This is a genomic window from Duganella sp. CF402 (assembly GCF_900109645.1).
GTDB lineage: Bacteria > Pseudomonadota > Gammaproteobacteria > Burkholderiales > Burkholderiaceae_D > Rugamonas.
Genome location: NZ_FOBG01000001.1, coordinates 2962519 through 2978081, shown reverse-complemented (window position 1 = coordinate 2978081; position 15563 = coordinate 2962519). Strand labels below are relative to the sequence as shown.

16 protein-coding genes are annotated in these 15563 nt (G+C 61.9%); 9 read left to right on the top strand and 7 right to left on the bottom strand.

Annotated features, from left to right (window positions below):
* Window positions 1-22 precede the first annotated feature (22 nt).
* The 3 genes from BMZ70_RS13370 to BMZ70_RS13360 all read right to left on the bottom strand — a co-directional run bounded on the left by BMZ70_RS13370 (window position 23) and on the right by BMZ70_RS13360 (window position 3232).
* On the bottom strand, window positions 23-1795 hold the full coding sequence (locus BMZ70_RS13370) for a type IV pilus assembly ATPase TfpB (protein WP_092274880.1): 1773 nt from the start codon (window positions 1793-1795) through the stop codon (window positions 23-25).
* 25 nt (window positions 1796-1820) lie between these two features.
* A complete protein-coding gene (locus BMZ70_RS13365; protein WP_092274877.1) occupies window positions 1821-2630 on the bottom strand; it encodes a spermine/spermidine synthase domain-containing protein in 810 nt (269 codons plus the stop codon).
* A gap of 86 nt (window positions 2631-2716) precedes the next feature.
* A complete protein-coding gene (locus BMZ70_RS13360) occupies window positions 2717-3232 on the bottom strand; it encodes a glycine zipper 2TM domain-containing protein (protein WP_092274874.1) in 516 nt (171 codons plus the stop codon).
* A gap of 421 nt (window positions 3233-3653) precedes the next feature.
* Between BMZ70_RS13360 and BMZ70_RS13355 the strand changes: the two genes are divergently transcribed.
* The 7 genes from BMZ70_RS13355 (at window position 3654) to BMZ70_RS13325 (ending at window position 11402) form a co-directional block, all read left to right on the top strand.
* Window positions 3654-4040, top strand: a complete 387-nt coding sequence (locus tag BMZ70_RS13355; protein WP_092277823.1) for a barstar family protein — start codon at window positions 3654-3656, stop codon at window positions 4038-4040.
* Window positions 4041-4153: 113 nt separating this feature from the next.
* Entirely contained in the window at window positions 4154-4765 is a 612-nt protein-coding gene (gene purN / locus BMZ70_RS13350) for a phosphoribosylglycinamide formyltransferase (protein WP_092274870.1), read from the top strand.
* Between the two features lie 19 nt (window positions 4766-4784).
* Complete coding sequence (locus BMZ70_RS13345) at window positions 4785-6077, top strand: RsmB/NOP family class I SAM-dependent RNA methyltransferase (protein WP_092274867.1); 1293 nt, start codon at window positions 4785-4787, stop codon at window positions 6075-6077.
* Window positions 6078-6147: 70 nt separating this feature from the next.
* Window positions 6148-7491 carry a mechanosensitive ion channel family protein gene (locus BMZ70_RS13340; protein ID WP_092274864.1) on the top strand — a complete coding sequence of 448 codons (1344 nt, stop codon included), beginning with the start codon at window positions 6148-6150 and terminating at the stop codon, window positions 7489-7491.
* A 98-nt stretch (window positions 7492-7589) separates the two neighbouring features.
* The gene (locus BMZ70_RS13335; protein ID WP_092274861.1) at window positions 7590-8786 is read left to right on the top strand and encodes a DesA family fatty acid desaturase; all 1197 of its coding nucleotides are present in this window, start codon (window positions 7590-7592) and stop codon (window positions 8784-8786) included.
* Between the two features lie 167 nt (window positions 8787-8953).
* Window positions 8954-10219: an alkaline phosphatase family protein gene (locus BMZ70_RS13330; RefSeq protein ID WP_092274859.1), complete on the top strand. Its 1266-nt coding sequence runs from the start codon at window positions 8954-8956 to the stop codon at window positions 10217-10219.
* 31 nt (window positions 10220-10250) lie between these two features.
* Window positions 10251-11402 carry a cytochrome-c peroxidase gene (locus BMZ70_RS13325; protein ID WP_229205395.1) on the top strand — a complete coding sequence of 384 codons (1152 nt, stop codon included), beginning with the start codon at window positions 10251-10253 and terminating at the stop codon, window positions 11400-11402.
* A gap of 49 nt (window positions 11403-11451) precedes the next feature.
* Here BMZ70_RS13325 and rpmG read toward each other — a convergent pair whose 3' ends face one another.
* The 4 genes from rpmG to BMZ70_RS13305 all read right to left on the bottom strand — a co-directional run bounded on the left by rpmG (window position 11452) and on the right by BMZ70_RS13305 (window position 13949).
* Window positions 11452-11619: a 50S ribosomal protein L33 gene (rpmG, locus tag BMZ70_RS13320; RefSeq protein WP_005665735.1), complete on the bottom strand. Its 168-nt coding sequence runs from the start codon at window positions 11617-11619 to the stop codon at window positions 11452-11454.
* 13 nt (window positions 11620-11632) lie between these two features.
* Window positions 11633-11869 (bottom strand): 50S ribosomal protein L28, encoded by a 237-nt coding sequence (gene rpmB / locus BMZ70_RS13315; protein ID WP_008451488.1) that lies wholly within the window; start codon window positions 11867-11869, stop codon window positions 11633-11635.
* A gap of 161 nt (window positions 11870-12030) precedes the next feature.
* Window positions 12031-12705 carry a RadC family protein gene (gene radC / locus BMZ70_RS13310; RefSeq protein WP_092274853.1) on the bottom strand — a complete coding sequence of 225 codons (675 nt, stop codon included), beginning with the start codon at window positions 12703-12705 and terminating at the stop codon, window positions 12031-12033.
* 53 nt (window positions 12706-12758) lie between these two features.
* Entirely contained in the window at window positions 12759-13949 is a 1191-nt protein-coding gene (locus tag BMZ70_RS13305; RefSeq protein ID WP_165403476.1) for an acyltransferase family protein, read from the bottom strand.
* Between the two features lie 144 nt (window positions 13950-14093).
* Between BMZ70_RS13305 and BMZ70_RS13300 the strand changes: the two genes are divergently transcribed.
* Window positions 14094-14546, top strand: coding sequence for an FKBP-type peptidyl-prolyl cis-trans isomerase (locus BMZ70_RS13300; RefSeq protein WP_092274847.1), 453 nt, complete (start codon window positions 14094-14096; stop codon window positions 14544-14546).
* Window positions 14546-15511, top strand: coding sequence for a 4-hydroxy-3-methylbut-2-enyl diphosphate reductase (gene ispH / locus BMZ70_RS13295; RefSeq protein WP_092274844.1), 966 nt, complete (start codon window positions 14546-14548; stop codon window positions 15509-15511). Before BMZ70_RS13300 ends, ispH begins: the two co-directional genes overlap by 1 nt.
* Window positions 15512-15563: the final 52 nt, after the last annotated feature.

Here is a 15563-nt window from a genome sequence, read left to right as displayed (position 1 = left end):
GCCGGAAAATGCAAAGGGCTTTTTATTTGATTCCCAATGCGGCCGTTACTTTCAGCACTTCGTCGGCGGTGGTCACGCCTTCTTCGATTTTGAGCGCGCCGGCGATGCGCAGCGGTTTCATGCCGTCGGCCACGCTCTGCCGGCGCAGGGCCTGGATGTCGGTTTCCTCGCGCACCTGCGAACTGAAGGCTTCGCTCACGGTCAGCAGTTCGTAAAGGCCGGTGCGGCCGCGATAGCCGGTCTGGCGGCATTCGGGACAGCCGACCGGCTTGTAGATCGTTGCCGGCTTGGGCAGCTTCCATTCGCCCGCCAGGCTGTGCCAGATTTCGTCGCTCAGTTCGCCGCCTGCGGCCTTGCAGTCTTCGCACAGCGTGCGCACCAGGCGCTGCGCCATGATGCCGATCAGCGTCGCTTCCAGCAGGTAGTAGGGCACGCCCAGTTCCAGCAGGCGCATCACGGCCGACGGCGCGTCGTTGGTGTGCAGCGTGGACAGCACCAGGTGGCCGGTCAGCGCGGCCTGGATCGCCATCTCGGCGGTGGCCAGGTCGCGGATCTCGCCGACCATGATGATGTCCGGGTCTTGCCGCATCAGCGCGCGCACGCCGTCGGCAAACGACAGCTCGATGCCGGGCTGGACCTGCATCTGGTTGAAGGCCGGCTCCACCATCTCGATCGGATCTTCCACGGTGCAGACGTTGACCTCGGAGGTGGCCAGCGCTTTCAGCGTGGTGTACAGCGTGGTGGTCTTGCCCGAGCCGGTCGGCCCGGTGACCAGGATGATGCCGTGCGGGCGCTGGGTCAGGGCATCCCAGCGCTGCGCGTCCTCGGGCGGGAAGCCCAGTTCCGGCAGGGTCTTCACCACCACGTCGGGATCGAAGATGCGCATCACCAGCTTTTCGCCGAAGGCGGTCGGCAGGGTGGACAGGCGCAGCTCGACTTCCTGGCCGCCGGCGGTGCGGGTCTTGATGCGGCCGTCCTGCGGGCGGCGCTTCTCGATCACGTCCATGCGGCCCAGCAGCTTGATGCGCGCGGTCATGGCGATCATCACCACCGCCGGTACCTGGTAGACCTGGTGCAGCACGCCGTCGATGCGGAAGCGGATCGCCGCCATGTCGCGCTTGGGCTCGAGGTGGATGTCGGAAGCGCGCTGCTCGAACGCGTACTGCCACAGCCAGTCGACGATGTTGATGATGTGCTGGTCGTTGGCGTCGACCTGCTTGTTGTTCTTGCCCAGCTCCACCAGCTGCTCGAAGTTGTTGCGCAGCGTGAGGTCGTTGCCGTTGGACTTGTTGGCCTTCTTGATCGACTTGGCCAGGCTGAAGAATTGCGAGATGTACTGCGCGATATCGAGCGGATTGGCGATCACGCGGCGCACCACACGGCGCGAGATCTTCGCGATCTCGGCTTCCCATTCGTTGGCGTAGGGATCGGCCACCGCCACCACCAGCGTATCGGCGGTCAGTTCCACCGGCAGGATGTTGAAGCGTGCCGCGTAGGCGGCCGACATCACGTCCGCCACCTTGGTGAAATCGATCTTCAGCGGGTCGATGCGGATGAAGGGCAGTTCGGCGCGCTGCGCCAGCCATTCGCACAGCGCATCGAGCGTGAGCAGCTTGTGCGGCGGCTTGGCCGACAGCAGCTTGGCGTGCGCCACCGCGCACAAGGGATGCATATAGCCGCTGGTGTTCTTGAGGATGCCCTGGCTTTGCGCGTACAGCTCCTTGACCTGGGCCTTGCGCACCATGCCGTCGGCCAGCAGCCATGTGTAAATCTGTTGCAGGTCAAGCTGTGTCATTGTGCGGCCAACCTTTCAGGAAAACTTATTTCGCCGTGATGCCTTTGACCCAGCTCTTGGCCGGCAGCTTGGTCTCGGCGACGATCTGCGTCGCCCGCGCCGTCAGCGCCGGCAGGTCGATCTCGCGCTTGCGCTTGAAGGCGATCGCGACCACGTTACCATCATGTACCTGCGGCAGGCAAATCACCTGCGCAAAGGCGAACTTGATGGCCTTGAGGTTGCGCGCATAGCTCGGGTGGTCGCCGAACAGGTTGACCGTCATGATGCCGTCGTCGCTGAGGCAGGCGTTGCAGGACTGGTAGAACTCCGGCGTGTCCAGCACCGGGCCGCGCGCGGTGGCGTCGTACAGGTCGACCTGCAGCGCATCGAGCGTGTTGAAGTTGGCCTTGTCGTTGACGAAGTCCAGCGCATCTTGCTCCAGCACTTGCAGGCGCTCGTCGTTGGGCGGCAGCTTGAACATGGTTTCGCAGATGGTGATCACCGATGGATTGAGCTCGATGGCGGTGACTTGCGCCTGCGGGAAGGTGGCGTAGCAGAACTTGGTCAGCGCCGCCGTGCCGAGGCCCAGCTGGGCGATGCGGCGCGGCTCGGCCTGCCACAGCATCCACGCCATCATTTGCTGCGCGTATTCGAGCTCTGGCCAGTTCGGCTTGCGGATGCGCATCGCGCCCTGTACCCACTCGGTGCCGAAATGCAGGTAACGCACGCCATCGAATTCCGACAAGGTCACCGGCGCATACTTGGGCTTGCGCACCTTGGCCGGTGCCGGCGCTTTTGCTTGGGCGGCCGGGCGCGAAGATTCGACTTTTTCGATGGATTTACGTTTGATTAACATTGGGAAGGGCGGCTGGGGATGAAACGGCATTATCTGAAAACAACAATGCCGGCGCAAGGCCGGCATTGCAAGGGGGCTGATGCAGATCAACGCTGCATCGGTTCGACCACCACGCGCAGGCGCACGCGCTCGCCCGGATCGTAGGACATCACGCTGGTGTAGTTGCGGCCACGGTAGTCGTAGGTCACTTCGTAGCCCGAGGTGCGCGATTCCCAGTGGTCGACGGTGCGGCACTGTTTCACGGCTTGTTCCTGCACGCCGCCCTGGTTCGGGGTGTTGGCGTTGTCGACGCGGTCGCCTACCAGCGCGCCGGCGATGGCGCCTGCTGCGGTGGCAACCGAACGGCCGCTGCCGCCGCCGACCTGGTTACCGGCCAGACCGCCGACGATGCCGCCCAGGATGGCGCCGCCCACGCCGCGCTCCGGCGCCGGCTGCTGGACTTGCACGTATTCGGTACGGCATTCCTGGCGCGGACGGTTGATCTGTTCCACTTGCGGCGTCACGCGCACGACGCGGCCGTAGTCTTCGAAATCAGCAGCTTGGGCGAAAGGCAGGGCGCTCAGGCACAGGGCCGAGGCGATCAGTTTGGCTTGCAAGTTCATGGGTTACCTCGATTTGGTTCAGGGTGGCTATCAGTCCAATGCTGATAGTGCATGCTTCGTATGGTAATCCCGCAGCAGCACCCCGGCTAGTGGCCGGCAGGTATCTGTGGCAACAAATTGTAACAGCGGGGCAAGCGGAGCTTGAGGGCGAATTGTGCCGATTTCACCCTTAAAACCTTCAAAAATCTTCTGTTTTTAACAAATATTGCGTTAGACATCACATACGTGTTGATCTGGAAGGAACAACACGTTACCCTAACATGCGTATGGGATTGATGGCTGGCGCCGACCTGCTGGCCATGTTTAGTGGACAGGTGCTCAAATTATTTACTCTTTAATACACAAGTTAGGCACTCCCGACAGTAATAAAGTGGACACTCCGTACATACCAGGTCAAATTGAGGGGAACACGAGCTTGCTGATGAGCGTGCCGCCCAACCTCGTGCAATCGATCCGTGCTTTCCGCGTGACCGAGCTGCAGGAGGAGGCGGCCCGGCTGGGCCAGCACTTCCTGTATGCGCACCCGAATACCGGGGTGACCAAGCAGCAAGTACTGAGCCTGATCTCGGAAGCGTTCCAGTTCCCCAAAGGTGTGGGCAAGAATTTCGACGGGCTGCGTGAAACGCTGACCGAAACCATGTCCAAGGCTGGCACGCAAACCGGGTTCCTGATCGTGCTGGAACAATTGCCGAATGCCCAAAAATTTGACAAGGAAGCAAGGGAAACCCTGCTGGACGTCTTCCGCGACGCTGCCGATTACTGGGCCGACAGAAAAGTGCCATTCCGGGTGTTTTACTCCTTCGAGTAAGCCCGCGCCGCCGTGCGCCCGCGTTGGAGCGGGCCGCTCAACGCCTGCTGCATCGCAACATTTCTTGCCTTAAGAGTGGCCCTGTGCCTGTGGACGGGGTACAATGCCGGGTTATGAAAAACATCGTCATCCTTATTTCCGGTCGCGGCAGCAACATGGAAGCCATCGTGCGTGCGCACCAGTCCGAGGGCTGGCCGGCACGCATTGCGGCCGTCATCAGCAACCGCGCGGATGCGCTTGGCCTGGCGTTTGCCGCCGAGCACGGGATCGCCACTGCGGTGGTGGCCAATAAGGATTACGCCAGCCGCGCCGAATTCGACGCCGCCCTGCAAACCGTGATCGATGGCTTTGAGCCGGATCTGGTGGTGCTGGCCGGTTTCATGCGCATCCTGACCGAGCCGTTCGTCACGCACTACGCCGGACGCATGCTCAATATTCACCCGTCGCTGCTGCCGCTGTTCCCGGGCCTGGCGACGCATGCGCAGGCGCTGGCCGCCGGCGTGCAGGAACATGGCGCCACGGTGCATTTCGTAACGGCCGAACTCGATCACGGGCCGATGGTGCTGCAGGCGTCCGTGCCTGTGCTGCCGGACGATACGGTCGAAACCCTGTCGGCCCGCGTGCTGGAACAGGAACATGTCATTTACCCACGCGCGGTGCGCTGGTTTGTAGAGGGCAGGTTGTCACTAGCGCAGGGCGCGGTCCAGGTGGACCACAGTCAGTAAAAACTAACCAAGGAATTCCATGAGATTGCCTCCAGCGATACTCGCCAACGCCGAAGAAGTGTTGCGCGAGATTTTGCGCTTTGCCGCGCCAGCCGACACCACCCTGTCGCGCTATTTCAAAGATCACCCGCGTTTGGGCGGCCGCGAGCGCGGCGCCATTGCCGAGTCCGTGTACAACGTGCTGCGCAATAAGAACTTCTACACCGACTTCTCGGAAGCCGGCGGCGGCGCCACCATGCGTCGTTTGACGCTGCTGGGCATGGCCGACGCGGTGGGCCTGGAAGCGCTGGGCGGCGTGACGGAAGAGGAAGCCGAGTGGGTGACCCGCATCATGGGCATCGACCGCGCGCTGATGCACAAGTCGAGCCGCTCGAACATGCCGAAATGGCTGTTCGACAAGCTGGTCGAGCAAATGGGCGAGGAACAGACGCTGGCGCTGGCCGACGGCATGAACCGCCCGGCGCCGCTGGACCTGCGCGTCAACACGCTGAAAGCCAACCGCGAGGAAGTCATCGCCAAGCTGGCCGAAGCGCCGATCAAGGCCGAGCCGACTCCGTTCGCGCCGCAAGGCCTGCGCATCCTGACCAAGCCGCAGCTGCAAAACCTGCCGCTGTTCAAGGACGGCCACATCGAGGTGCAGGACGAGGGCAGCCAGATCCTGTCGGCCCTGGTGGCCGCCAAGCGCGGCGAGATGGTGGTGGACTTCTGCGCCGGCGCCGGTGGCAAGACGCTGTCGCTGGGCGCAACCATGCGCAACACCGGCCGCCTGTATGCGTTCGATGTTTCCGAGAAGCGCCTGACCAAGCTGAAGCCGCGCCTGGCGCGTTCCGGCCTGTCGAATGTGCATCCAGTGGTGATCGCGCACGAGCGCGACGCCAAGATCAAGCGTCTGGCCGGCAAGATCGACCGCGTGCTGGTCGATGCGCCGTGCTCGGGCCTGGGCACCCTGCGCCGCAATCCGGACGTGAAATGGCGCCAGAAGCCGGACGCCATCGGCGAACTGCAGGTCAAGCAGGCCGCCATCCTGGCCGGCGCGGCGCGCCTGGTCAAGGGCGGCGGCCGCCTGGTCTACGCCACTTGCTCGGTGCTCGATGACGAGAACGACTTCATCGCCAAGCAATTCCTGGAAACCCATCCGGACTTCGAGCTGGTCCCGATGAGCAAGGCGCTGGCCGAGCAAAAGATCGATCTGGAAATGGGCGACTACCTGAAGCTGTTGCCGCACGTGCACCAGACCGACGGTTTCTTCGCCGCCGTGTTCGAGCGCAAACCGATGGCCAAGAAGGCCAAGGAAGAAGCAGAAGAAGAGTAATCCAACAGGCCGGCGATCCCGGCCTGTTTTACGTTAAGCTACACACCTCAATCACTCAACTCCGTACACGATGCCGCAACAACAGCCCCTGCTCAACCTGATCGAAGACCTGACCGGCGACCTGCACGACCCCAGCCTGCTGTGGCAGCTGGCCGCCATCGTCGTTTCCGTGGTGATCGGCTTCGGGCTGGCGCGGCTGCTGAAGAAGCGCTTCGGCCGGCAGGATGGGCATACGGGCGTGCTGGGCTTCGGCGTCGAGAGTTTCGGCCGCGTAATGGCGCCGCTGGCGGTGATCTGCCTGCTGGCCTTGTCGCGCGTGATCCTGGCGCGCTACCACTTTTATCACGTCAACTGGATCAAGATCGCGATGCCGATCTTCGGTTCGCTGGCGGTGATCCGCTTCACCTTCTACCTGCTGCGCCGCGTGTTCGCGCGCAATGGCCGCACCATCAGCGCCACCATGCTGGCGTTCGAGAAAGTATTCCAGCTGCTGGTGTGGCTGGCCTTCGTGCTGTACATCACCGGCCTGTGGGTGGACGTGTTCGCCTTCATGGAAGACACCGTGCTGCCGATCGGTAAGTACAAGGTATCGATCGCCGACATCCTGCAAGCGACCGCCTCGGTGATCGTGCTGCTGATGCTGGCGCTGTGGGCCGGCGCCGCGCTGGAAGAATGGCTGATGAAAGTGCAGGGCATGCACACCAACCTGCGGGTGGTGGTGTCGCGCACGGCGCGCGCGGTGCTGATCCTGGTGGCTGTGCTGATGAGCCTGTCGCTGGTGGGGATCGACCTCACCGTGCTGTCGGTGTTCGGCGGTGCGCTGGGCGTGGGCCTGGGGCTTGGCTTGCAGAAGATCGCCAGCAACTATGTGTCCGGCTTCGTGATCCTGCTGGACCGCTCGCTAACCATCGGCGACATGATCACGGTCGACAAGTACAGCGGCAAGGTCACGCAGATCAACACCCGCTACACCGTGCTGCAAGGGCTGGATGGCATGGAGTCCATCGTGCCGAATGAAATGCTGGTGTCGGGCGCAGTGCAGAATTCCTCGTTGACCAACAGCCGGGTGAATCTGTCGACCAAGGTGTCGGTGGCTTACGATACCGATGTCGATGTCGTGATCCAGCTGCTGGCCGACGCCGCGCAGACGGTGGAGCGGGTGCTGAAAGACCCGGCGCCATCGGTCAACCTGACCACCTTTGGCGCCGATGGGCTCGATCTGACCGTCAACTTCTGGATCAACGATCCGGAGAATGGACGCGGCGGCGTCACCTCCGACGTCAACCGTGCGATCTGGCGTGCGCTCAAGGAGAACAACATCTCTGTGCCATTCCCGCAACGGGAAATGCGCATCCTCGGTCCGGTGCCCGCGCCCTTGGCCGGACAAGAAAGTACGATCGTGCCTAAGGAATAGTCAGTGATCCGAAGAAAATCGTCGTACAATATCGTCCAAAAGACGGACAAGGCGGGCGTGTTACGCCTGTTAAAAACACAATCTTGGTTGGAGTAGTAATGAGTTTATACGCAGTATTGGATTTCCTGTCGAACGGCATTACCCGTTTCAGCGCCTGGGAAGTTTTCTTCTATACGATGGCCGTGACCCACATCACCATCGCCAGTGTGACGATTTACCTGCATCGTTGCCAGGCGCACCGCGCGCTGGACCTGCATCCTATCGTCAGCCATTTCTTCCGCTTCTGGCTGTGGCTGACCACCGGCCAGGTGACCAAGGAGTGGGCCTCGATCCACCGCAAGCACCACGCCAAGTGCGACACCGAGGAAGATCCGCATAGCCCGGTCACCCGCGGCATCAAGAAAGTGTTCTGGGAAGGCGCCGAACTGTATCGCGCCGAGTCCAAGAACAAGGAAACGATGGAAAAGTACGGTCACGGCACGCCCGATGACTGGATGGAGCGTAACGTCTACACCCGCCATAGCGCGATGGGCGTGGCGTCGCTGCTGGTCATCAACTTCGCGCTGTTCGGCGTGATCGGCATCACCGTGTGGGCAGTGCAAATGATGTGGATCCCGGTGACGGCGGCCGGCATCATCAACGGCATCGGCCACTACTGGGGCTACCGCAACTACGATTGCTCGGACGCGGCCACCAACATCATCCCGCTGGGCCTGCTGATCGGCGGCGAAGAGCTGCACAACAATCACCACACCTTTGCGACCTCGGCCAAGCTGTCGTCGAAATGGTATGAGTTCGACATCGGCTGGGGCTACATCCGCACGCTGGAAGTGCTGGGCCTGGCCAAGGTGAAGAAACTGGCGCCGGAGCCGAAGTTCGCCAAGGACAAGCTGGAAGCCGACTTCGACACCCTGCAATCGGTGATCGCCAATCGTTACGACGTGATGGCCAAGTACGCCAAGTCGGTCAAGCAGGCGTGGAAAGAAGAGCTGGAGCACCTGAAGCACAAGGCCGAGCTGGAATCGCGCTTCCTGAAGTCGTCGCGTAAGCTGCTGCAGCGCGAGCCGGGCAAGCTGGAAGCGCCGCAACAGCAGCAGCTGTCGGAACTGTTCCAGCACAGCAAAGCGCTGGAAACCATGCACAATATGCGCGTGGAACTGGGCGTGATCTGGGAGCGTTCGCACTTCACTCGCGACCAGCTGCTGCATAAGCTGCAAGACTGGTGCAACCGCGCGGAAGCGTCGGGCATCCAGTCCCTGCAAGAGTTCTCGCTGCGACTGCGTAGCTACGCTTAAAAAGCGCATAAAAATGAAATCCCGCTGCGGCGGGATTTTTTTTCGCCCTACAAGCGCGCAAACTTCAACTATAATAACTTTGAGTAATATCGATTTTGTTTCTGTCATGTACAGGTAATAAAGGATCCCTAGACTGTCGGCTCCTCTTTACCTGTAACGGGACAAAAATGAAATTGGGATTGAACTTCAAATGGGCAGCCGTCGCCAGCCTTGCGGCGCTGTCGACCGTGCTGGCTGCCTGTGGTAGCAGCGACAAGGTTGATACCGGCGCGCAGCGTGTCAAGCACGTGTTTGTCATCACGCTGGAAAACAAGGACTACAACGACACCTTCGTCAACAGCACCCAAAATCCTTACTTGCAAAAGACGCTGCCAACGATGGGCGCGCTGCTGACCCAGTACTACGGCACCGGCCACGCCAGCCTGACCAACTACATCGCCATGATCAGCGGCCAGCCGGTCACGCCGTCGAGCGCGGCTGACTGCACCACCTACACCGATTTCGTGCAGACCGGCACCAGCGCCGAAGGCTTGCCGATCGGCGATGGCTGCGTCTATCCGGCCAGCGTCAAAACCCTGCCGGACCAGCTGAAAACCGCCGGCCTGACCTGGCGTGGCTATATGGAAGACATGGGCAACGACCCAACCCGCGAAAGCGCGACCTGCGGCCATCCAGCCATCGGCGCCACCGACCAGACCAATCACCAGCTGGCACCTAGCGCCGCCGTGCCGAAGGGCGACCAGTACGCCGCCCGTCATAATCCGTTCGTGTACTTCCACTCGATTATCGATTCGCCGGAGTGCCAGACCAACGTGGTATCGCTGGACAAACTGGAAGGCGATCTGGCCAAGGTGGAAAGCACGCCGAACTTCGTGTTCATCACCCCTAACGTCTGCAACGACGGCCACGATGGCGACGGTACCGGCGCAGCCGGCAAGGGCTGCATCAACGGCCTGCCTGGTGGCCTGAAAACGGCGGATGAATTCCTGAAAGTGTGGGTGCCGAAGATTCTGGCATCGGAAGCCTACAAAAAGGATGGTCTGCTGATCATCAACTTCGACGAAGGTGGCGCAACCGCTGGCCAAAGCGTGACCGTGGACTCGACCGGCAAGCAGCACATCGTGGTCAGCTACAACTCGGCAGAAGCTTGCTGCAACCAGCAGGCCGGCCCGAACGTCAAATACCCGCTGACGCTGACCTTCCCGGTCTCGGCCACCATGCAGTACGACCTGAGCTTCCCGGCGCCGGGCGGCGGCCGTACCGGCGCAGTGCTGCTGTCGCCGTTCATCAAGCCTGGCACGGTCAGCAACACCGGCTACAACCATTACTCGCTGCTGAAGAGCATTGAGCAGATCTTCAAGATCAAGGAATACCTCGGCTACGCGAACCAATCTGGCCTGGCATCTTTTGGCGATGACATTTTCACGAACTAATGTAGTTGCCGCGCTGTGCGCGGCATTTTTTATGGTTGGCTGCGACCGCGCGCCTGCGCCGGCGCCGAAGCAGGCGCTGGCGGCCTTGGGCCGCCAGATGTTTTTCGACGCATCGCTGTCCGCGTCGGGCCGCCAGTCGTGCGCTACTTGTCACAGCCCGGCGCATGCCTACGGCCCGCCGGATGGGCTGGCGGTGCAGCCGGGCGGCGCGGGCATGGACCGGCAGGGACTGCGCGCCGTGCCGTCGCTGCGCTACGTGCTGCCGCGCACGCCGCGCTGGTTCAAGGAACACCAGCGCGATCCGATCGAGCGTGAAATCGAAGTCGACTCCGTGCCGACCGGCGGCTTCACCCGTGACGGCCGTTTCGACACCTTGCACGAACAGGCGCGCGGACCGTTGTTCGATCCGGCGGAAATGGCCAACCGCGACGATGCCTCGCTGGCCGCCAGGCTGCGCAAGGCCGCCTACGCACCTGAATTCACGCGCTTGTTCGGCGCCGCTGCGCTGGCGGATGACGGCCGGGCGGTGGACGCACTGACGCTGGCGCTGGAACGCTTCCAGCTGGACGACCCCAGCTTCGCGCCTTACAGCAGCAAGTTCGACCAGGTGCTGAAAGGGCAGGCGCAGCTGAGCCAGCAGGAGCAACGCGGCTTGCAGCTGTTTGCCGATCCGGCCAAAGGCAATTGCGCCTCGTGCCACATCGCCTCGCCTGGAGCGAATGGTGCGGCGCCGCTGTTCACCGATTACTCGTTTGCCGTCCTTGGCGTGCCGCGCAACCGCAAGCTGGCCGTGAATGCCGACCCGGCGTTCTTCGACGTTGGCCTGTGCGGCCCGCAGCGCAAGACGCCCGCTGCTGTGGATGAGAAATACTGCGGCGGTTTCAAGACGCCGAGCCTGCGCAACGTGGCGACCCGCCGCGTGTTCATGCACAACGGCGTGTTCGACAACCTGGCCGACGCGGTGCGCTTCTATGCCGAGCGCGACCTCAAGCCGGGACGCTGGTATCCACGCGGCCGCTACGACGACCTGCCGCCAGCCTGGCGCAACAACGTCGACCGCCTGACCGCGCCGATGGACCGCAAGCCCGGCGACAAGGCGGCGCTGGACGAGGCGGACGTGCAGGACATCGTCGCTTTCCTGCGCACCCTGACCGACGCCGACGCGCAAACCGCAGCACCATAAAAAAAAGCCACTCGATGAGTGGCTTTTTTTCAGAGAAGCGAAGATCGAATTACTTGATCTTGGTTTCTTTGTAGATCACGTGCTTGCGAGCTTTAGGATCAAACTTGGTGATCTCCATTTTCGCAGGCATGGTGCGCTTGTTTTTGGTCGTGGTGTAGAAGTGACCAGTACCAGCGGTCGATTCCAGCTTGATTTTGTCGCGGCCAGTTTTTGCCATGATAGCTCCCTATTTAGACTTTTTCGCCACGGGCGCGCATATCGGCCAGAACGGCATCGATGCCGACCTTGTCGATTACACGCAGACCAGCGTTGGACAGACGCAGGGAGACCCAGCGGTTTTCAGATTCAACAAAAATACGACGGTTCTGCAGGTTAGGCAGGAAACGACGTTTGGTTTTGTTGTTTGCGTGGGAAACGTTGTTGCCGACCATCGGCTTCTTCCCAGTTACTTGGCAAACACGTGCCATAACGCACTCCTTAAAAGACATTCCAAAATTGGAAAAACAAGAGTATATCGAAAAAAATCAGCTTTTTCAATCACTTACGAAAAACAATTGTGTCTCGATAGTGTGGAAAAATTTAACAATTGTGAATTCGCTCGTAAACCCTTGAGCGCATAGGGGTAAACCTAGAGTTGCCCATGCTCGGCAAAGGAGTGGATTTGGTGCCCGGCCACCACAAAATGGTCGAGGATGCGGATATCGACCAGTGCCAGCGCCTGCATCAGCGCCCTGGTCAGCACCAGATCCGACTCGCTGGGCTCGGGCGTGCCGGACGGGTGGTTGTGGGCCAGCATCACGCTGGCGGCGTTGCGCGCCAGCGCTTCTCTCACCACTTCGCGCGGGTAGACCGAGGTGTGGGTGAGGGTGCCGCGAAACAGTTCCTTGGCGTCGATCAGGCGGTTTTTCACGTCGAGGAACAATACGTGGAACGATTCGAAGGACTTGCCGGCAAAGGCCGCGCCCAGGTATTCCTTCACCGCGCGGGGCGAGCTGAGCATGGAGCCGGCCTGCAATTCCTCCAGGATGGCGCGCCGGGCCAGCTCCATCACCGCCTGCAGCTGGGTGAACTTGGCGGGACCCAGTCCTTTCACGGCGGTGAATTCCGGCAGGGTGGCGGCAAACAGTTTTTGCAGCGAGCCAAAATGGTGCACCATGTCGCGCCCCAGCTGGACCGCATCCTTGCCCATGACGCCGGTGCGCAGGAAGATCGCCAGCAGTTCGGCGTCCGATAAAGCGTGCGCGCCTTCGCGAATCAGGCGTTCGCGCGGGCGTTTTTCTTGCGGCCAATTTTGGATGGTCATGCGGGCCTCCCTGAAACCATCCATTGTCGGCATGTCCGTGCGTCGCTACTTGATTAAAGTCGCAGGAAGATCTTTTTCCTGTACAGCAGGCACAATGCTGCGCCCAGCAGGATGACCAGCGCGGCAGAGTAAGTTGCGGAAGCCGCGCGCGCGTCGCTCAGGATGCCGCCCAGCAGGCGGGCAAAGTAGTCGTGGTAGCTGGCCGGAGCGGCGGGACGCAGCGGCAGTTGCAGTACGCAGTCCATCAGGCTGATGCCGATGAAGGCCAGTGTGGCATTGGCGCCGAAAGCCAGCACCGGCGCGCCGCCGCGCAGCGGCCACAGCGCTATCACGGCCAGCAGCGAAAAGCCGGAGGACATCAGGGCAAAGCTCGGCGTCCAGATTTTCTTCACCAGCGGCAGCACAGGATCGAGGGCGAAGCCAGCGAGCAGCAGCGCCGCGCCGATGGCGGCCAGTGTCAGCAGCGTGGTGCGCGAAGTGCCGGCGCGCAGCACGAGTCCGGCAGCCAGACCGACCAGCATGTTGATGAGTGCGCCCAAGGTGGAGAGCAGGCCTTCCGGCTCGTAGGTCACTGCACCGTCAGTCAGGCCGTAGGGCCACATGTGGTGGACGCCGATCACTGCGCGGTCGATCAAGGCGGGCAGGGAATGCAGCGAATCAAAGCAGGCGCGGCCGCAGTCGGGGGCATCCCATGCCAACAGCAGCCCGCCGTAGCCGAAGGACAGCACGGCGATGGCGCCGATCACGCGGGGCGGGCGCAGCTGGAATGCTGTCGCGCTGCGCTGGCTGAGTGCCAGCACCAGCAGGCCGGCGGCAAAGTAACAGATGCCGATGCGCTGCAAGATGCCCATCACGCGCACGTGGGCGAAGTCGAAGTAGGGCAGCAGGTTGAGCAACAGGCCCAACAGGAACAGGGCGGCGCTGCGGCGGGCCAGGTAGGCCAGCACCGCACGGGCCGGCTGAGCCTGGACGCGCGGGAGCAGGGCGTACGGCATGGCGGCGCCGGCGCAGAACAGGAAGCTGGGGAAGATCATGTCGGCCAGTGCAAAGCCTCGCCAGCTGGCGTGGTTGAGGACGTTAAAGCGATGTTCCCAGTCGCCGGCGTAGGCCACTAATATCATGCCGATGACCGCCAGCCCGCGCAGCAGGTCGATGGCGATGACACGGTTGGCCGATGCGCGCCCCGGTTGGCGCGCCGCCGCGAAGGTAGGCGCTGGTGCGCCGGCTGGCTGGGCATTCTGCATGAGCAATGTCTCCGTTAATTTTCTTGGGATCGTTTCCATCTTCCGCTTGAAAACGTTTTCAGTCAACCTTTCTTTGATGCCGGCGAGCGCAAATCGCTGGGTGGCTTACAATATGGCCTTTCCAAGTCCAACTTAGTTTAAGTCATGTCTAACGAGCAACCTGTCGTCACCGCGTCGTCGTATCTCACCCTGAATTACCGCCTGGCCTCGCTGGACGGCGCCGATATCGTCACCACCTTCGCCACCACCCCGGCCACGCTGCTGATGGGGCAGGGCCAGCTGGCGCCAGTGTTGGAAGAATTGTTGATCGGCCTGCCGGAAGGCACGCACAAGACTTTCGAGCTGGAACCGGGCGTCGGCTTCGGTCCGCGCAACCCTGAGCTGATCCGCGAAGTCAGCCGCGCCACGCTGGACGCCAATTCGGCGCCCGACGCCGACTACAAGATCGGCGATCTGGTCGACTTCGCCGCGCCGGGCGGCGGCCGCTTTGCCGGCATCCTGCGTGAGCTGGGCGACGAAACCTGCGTGTTCGACTTCAACCACCCGCTGGCCGGCCAGCCCTTGAAATTTGAAGTGCAACTGATCTCGGTGCTGTGATGAGCGATAAAGAACTCCTGTTGGCCCAGCCGCGCGGCTTCTGCGCCGGCGTTGACCGCGCGATTGAAATCGTCGAGCGCGCCCTGCAGCAGTTTGGCGCGCCGATTTACGTGCGCCACGAAATCGTCCACAACGCCTACGTGGTGGCCGACCTGCGCGCCAAGGGCGCCATCTTTATCGAGGAATTGAGCGAAGTCCCGCCGGGCAACACGCTGGTGTTCTCGGCCCACGGCGTATCCCAGGCGGTGCGCGCGGAAGCCACTGCGCGCGGCTTCAGCATCTTCGACGCCACCTGCCCGCTGGTCACCAAGGTGCACGTGGAAGTGGCCAAGATGCGCAAGCAGGGCTGCGAGATCGTCATGATCGGGCACGACGGCCACCCGGAAGTCGAAGGCACGATGGGCCAGACCGACGAAGGCATGTATCTGGTGGAAACCGTGGAAGACGTGGAAAAGCTGGTGGTGAACAAGCCGGAACAACTGGCCTACGTTTCGCAGACCACGCTGTCGGTGGACGACACTGCCGACATCATCGAGGCGCTGAAACGCAAGTTCCCGGCCATTATCGAGCCGAAGAAGGGCGATATCTGCTACGCCACCACCAACCGCCAGGAAGCCGTGAAGTTCATGGCGCCGCAAGTGGAAGTGGTGATCGTGGTCGGCAGCCCGAACAGCTCCAACTCGAACCGTTTGCGCGAAGTGGCGGAAAAGAAGGGCACGCCGGCCTACATGGTCGACAACGCCAGCCAGATCCATCCAGCCTGGCTGGACGGCAAACTGCGGGTGGGCGTTACGGCCGGCGCCTCGGCCCCGGAAGTACTGGTGCAAGCTGTCATCGACCGCCTGAAGGAACTGGGCGTGCGCAGCGTGCGTCCGCTGGAAGGCGTGGAAGAAAACGTCACCTTCCCGCTGCCGAAAGGGCTGGACGGTGTCTCAAAAATCGCACCAGTCGAGGGCAGCGTCTAACTATTGTTTGGACGGCGCGGAATATAATTCAGCGCCGTTGATATTATTCCAC

Coding starts and splice junctions, on each gene's coding strand:
- BMZ70_RS13370 (WP_092274880.1), bottom strand. CDS start 1,795: ATGACACAGCTTGACCTGCAACAGATTTACACATGGCTGCTGGCCGAC.
- BMZ70_RS13365 (WP_092274877.1), bottom strand. CDS start 2,630: ATGTTAATCAAACGTAAATCCATCGAAAAAGTCGAATCTTCGCGCCCG.
- BMZ70_RS13360 (WP_092274874.1), bottom strand. CDS start 3,232: ATGAACTTGCAAGCCAAACTGATCGCCTCGGCCCTGTGCCTGAGCGCC.
- BMZ70_RS13355 (WP_092277823.1), top strand. CDS start 3,654: ATGAGCGTGCCGCCCAACCTCGTGCAATCGATCCGTGCTTTCCGCGTG.
- purN (WP_092274870.1), top strand. CDS start 4,154: ATGAAAAACATCGTCATCCTTATTTCCGGTCGCGGCAGCAACATGGAA.
- BMZ70_RS13345 (WP_092274867.1), top strand. CDS start 4,785: ATGAGATTGCCTCCAGCGATACTCGCCAACGCCGAAGAAGTGTTGCGC.
- BMZ70_RS13340 (WP_092274864.1), top strand. CDS start 6,148: ATGCCGCAACAACAGCCCCTGCTCAACCTGATCGAAGACCTGACCGGC.
- BMZ70_RS13335 (WP_092274861.1), top strand. CDS start 7,590: ATGAGTTTATACGCAGTATTGGATTTCCTGTCGAACGGCATTACCCGT.
- BMZ70_RS13330 (WP_092274859.1), top strand. CDS start 8,954: ATGAAATTGGGATTGAACTTCAAATGGGCAGCCGTCGCCAGCCTTGCG.
- BMZ70_RS13325 (WP_229205395.1), top strand. CDS start 10,251: ATGGTTGGCTGCGACCGCGCGCCTGCGCCGGCGCCGAAGCAGGCGCTG.
- rpmG (WP_005665735.1), bottom strand. CDS start 11,619: ATGGCAAAAACTGGCCGCGACAAAATCAAGCTGGAATCGACCGCTGGT.
- rpmB (WP_008451488.1), bottom strand. CDS start 11,869: ATGGCACGTGTTTGCCAAGTAACTGGGAAGAAGCCGATGGTCGGCAAC.
- radC (WP_092274853.1), bottom strand. CDS start 12,705: ATGACCATCCAAAATTGGCCGCAAGAAAAACGCCCGCGCGAACGCCTG.
- BMZ70_RS13305 (WP_165403476.1), bottom strand. CDS start 13,949: ATGCAGAATGCCCAGCCAGCCGGCGCACCAGCGCCTACCTTCGCGGCG.
- BMZ70_RS13300 (WP_092274847.1), top strand. CDS start 14,094: ATGTCTAACGAGCAACCTGTCGTCACCGCGTCGTCGTATCTCACCCTG.
- ispH (WP_092274844.1), top strand. CDS start 14,546: ATGAGCGATAAAGAACTCCTGTTGGCCCAGCCGCGCGGCTTCTGCGCC.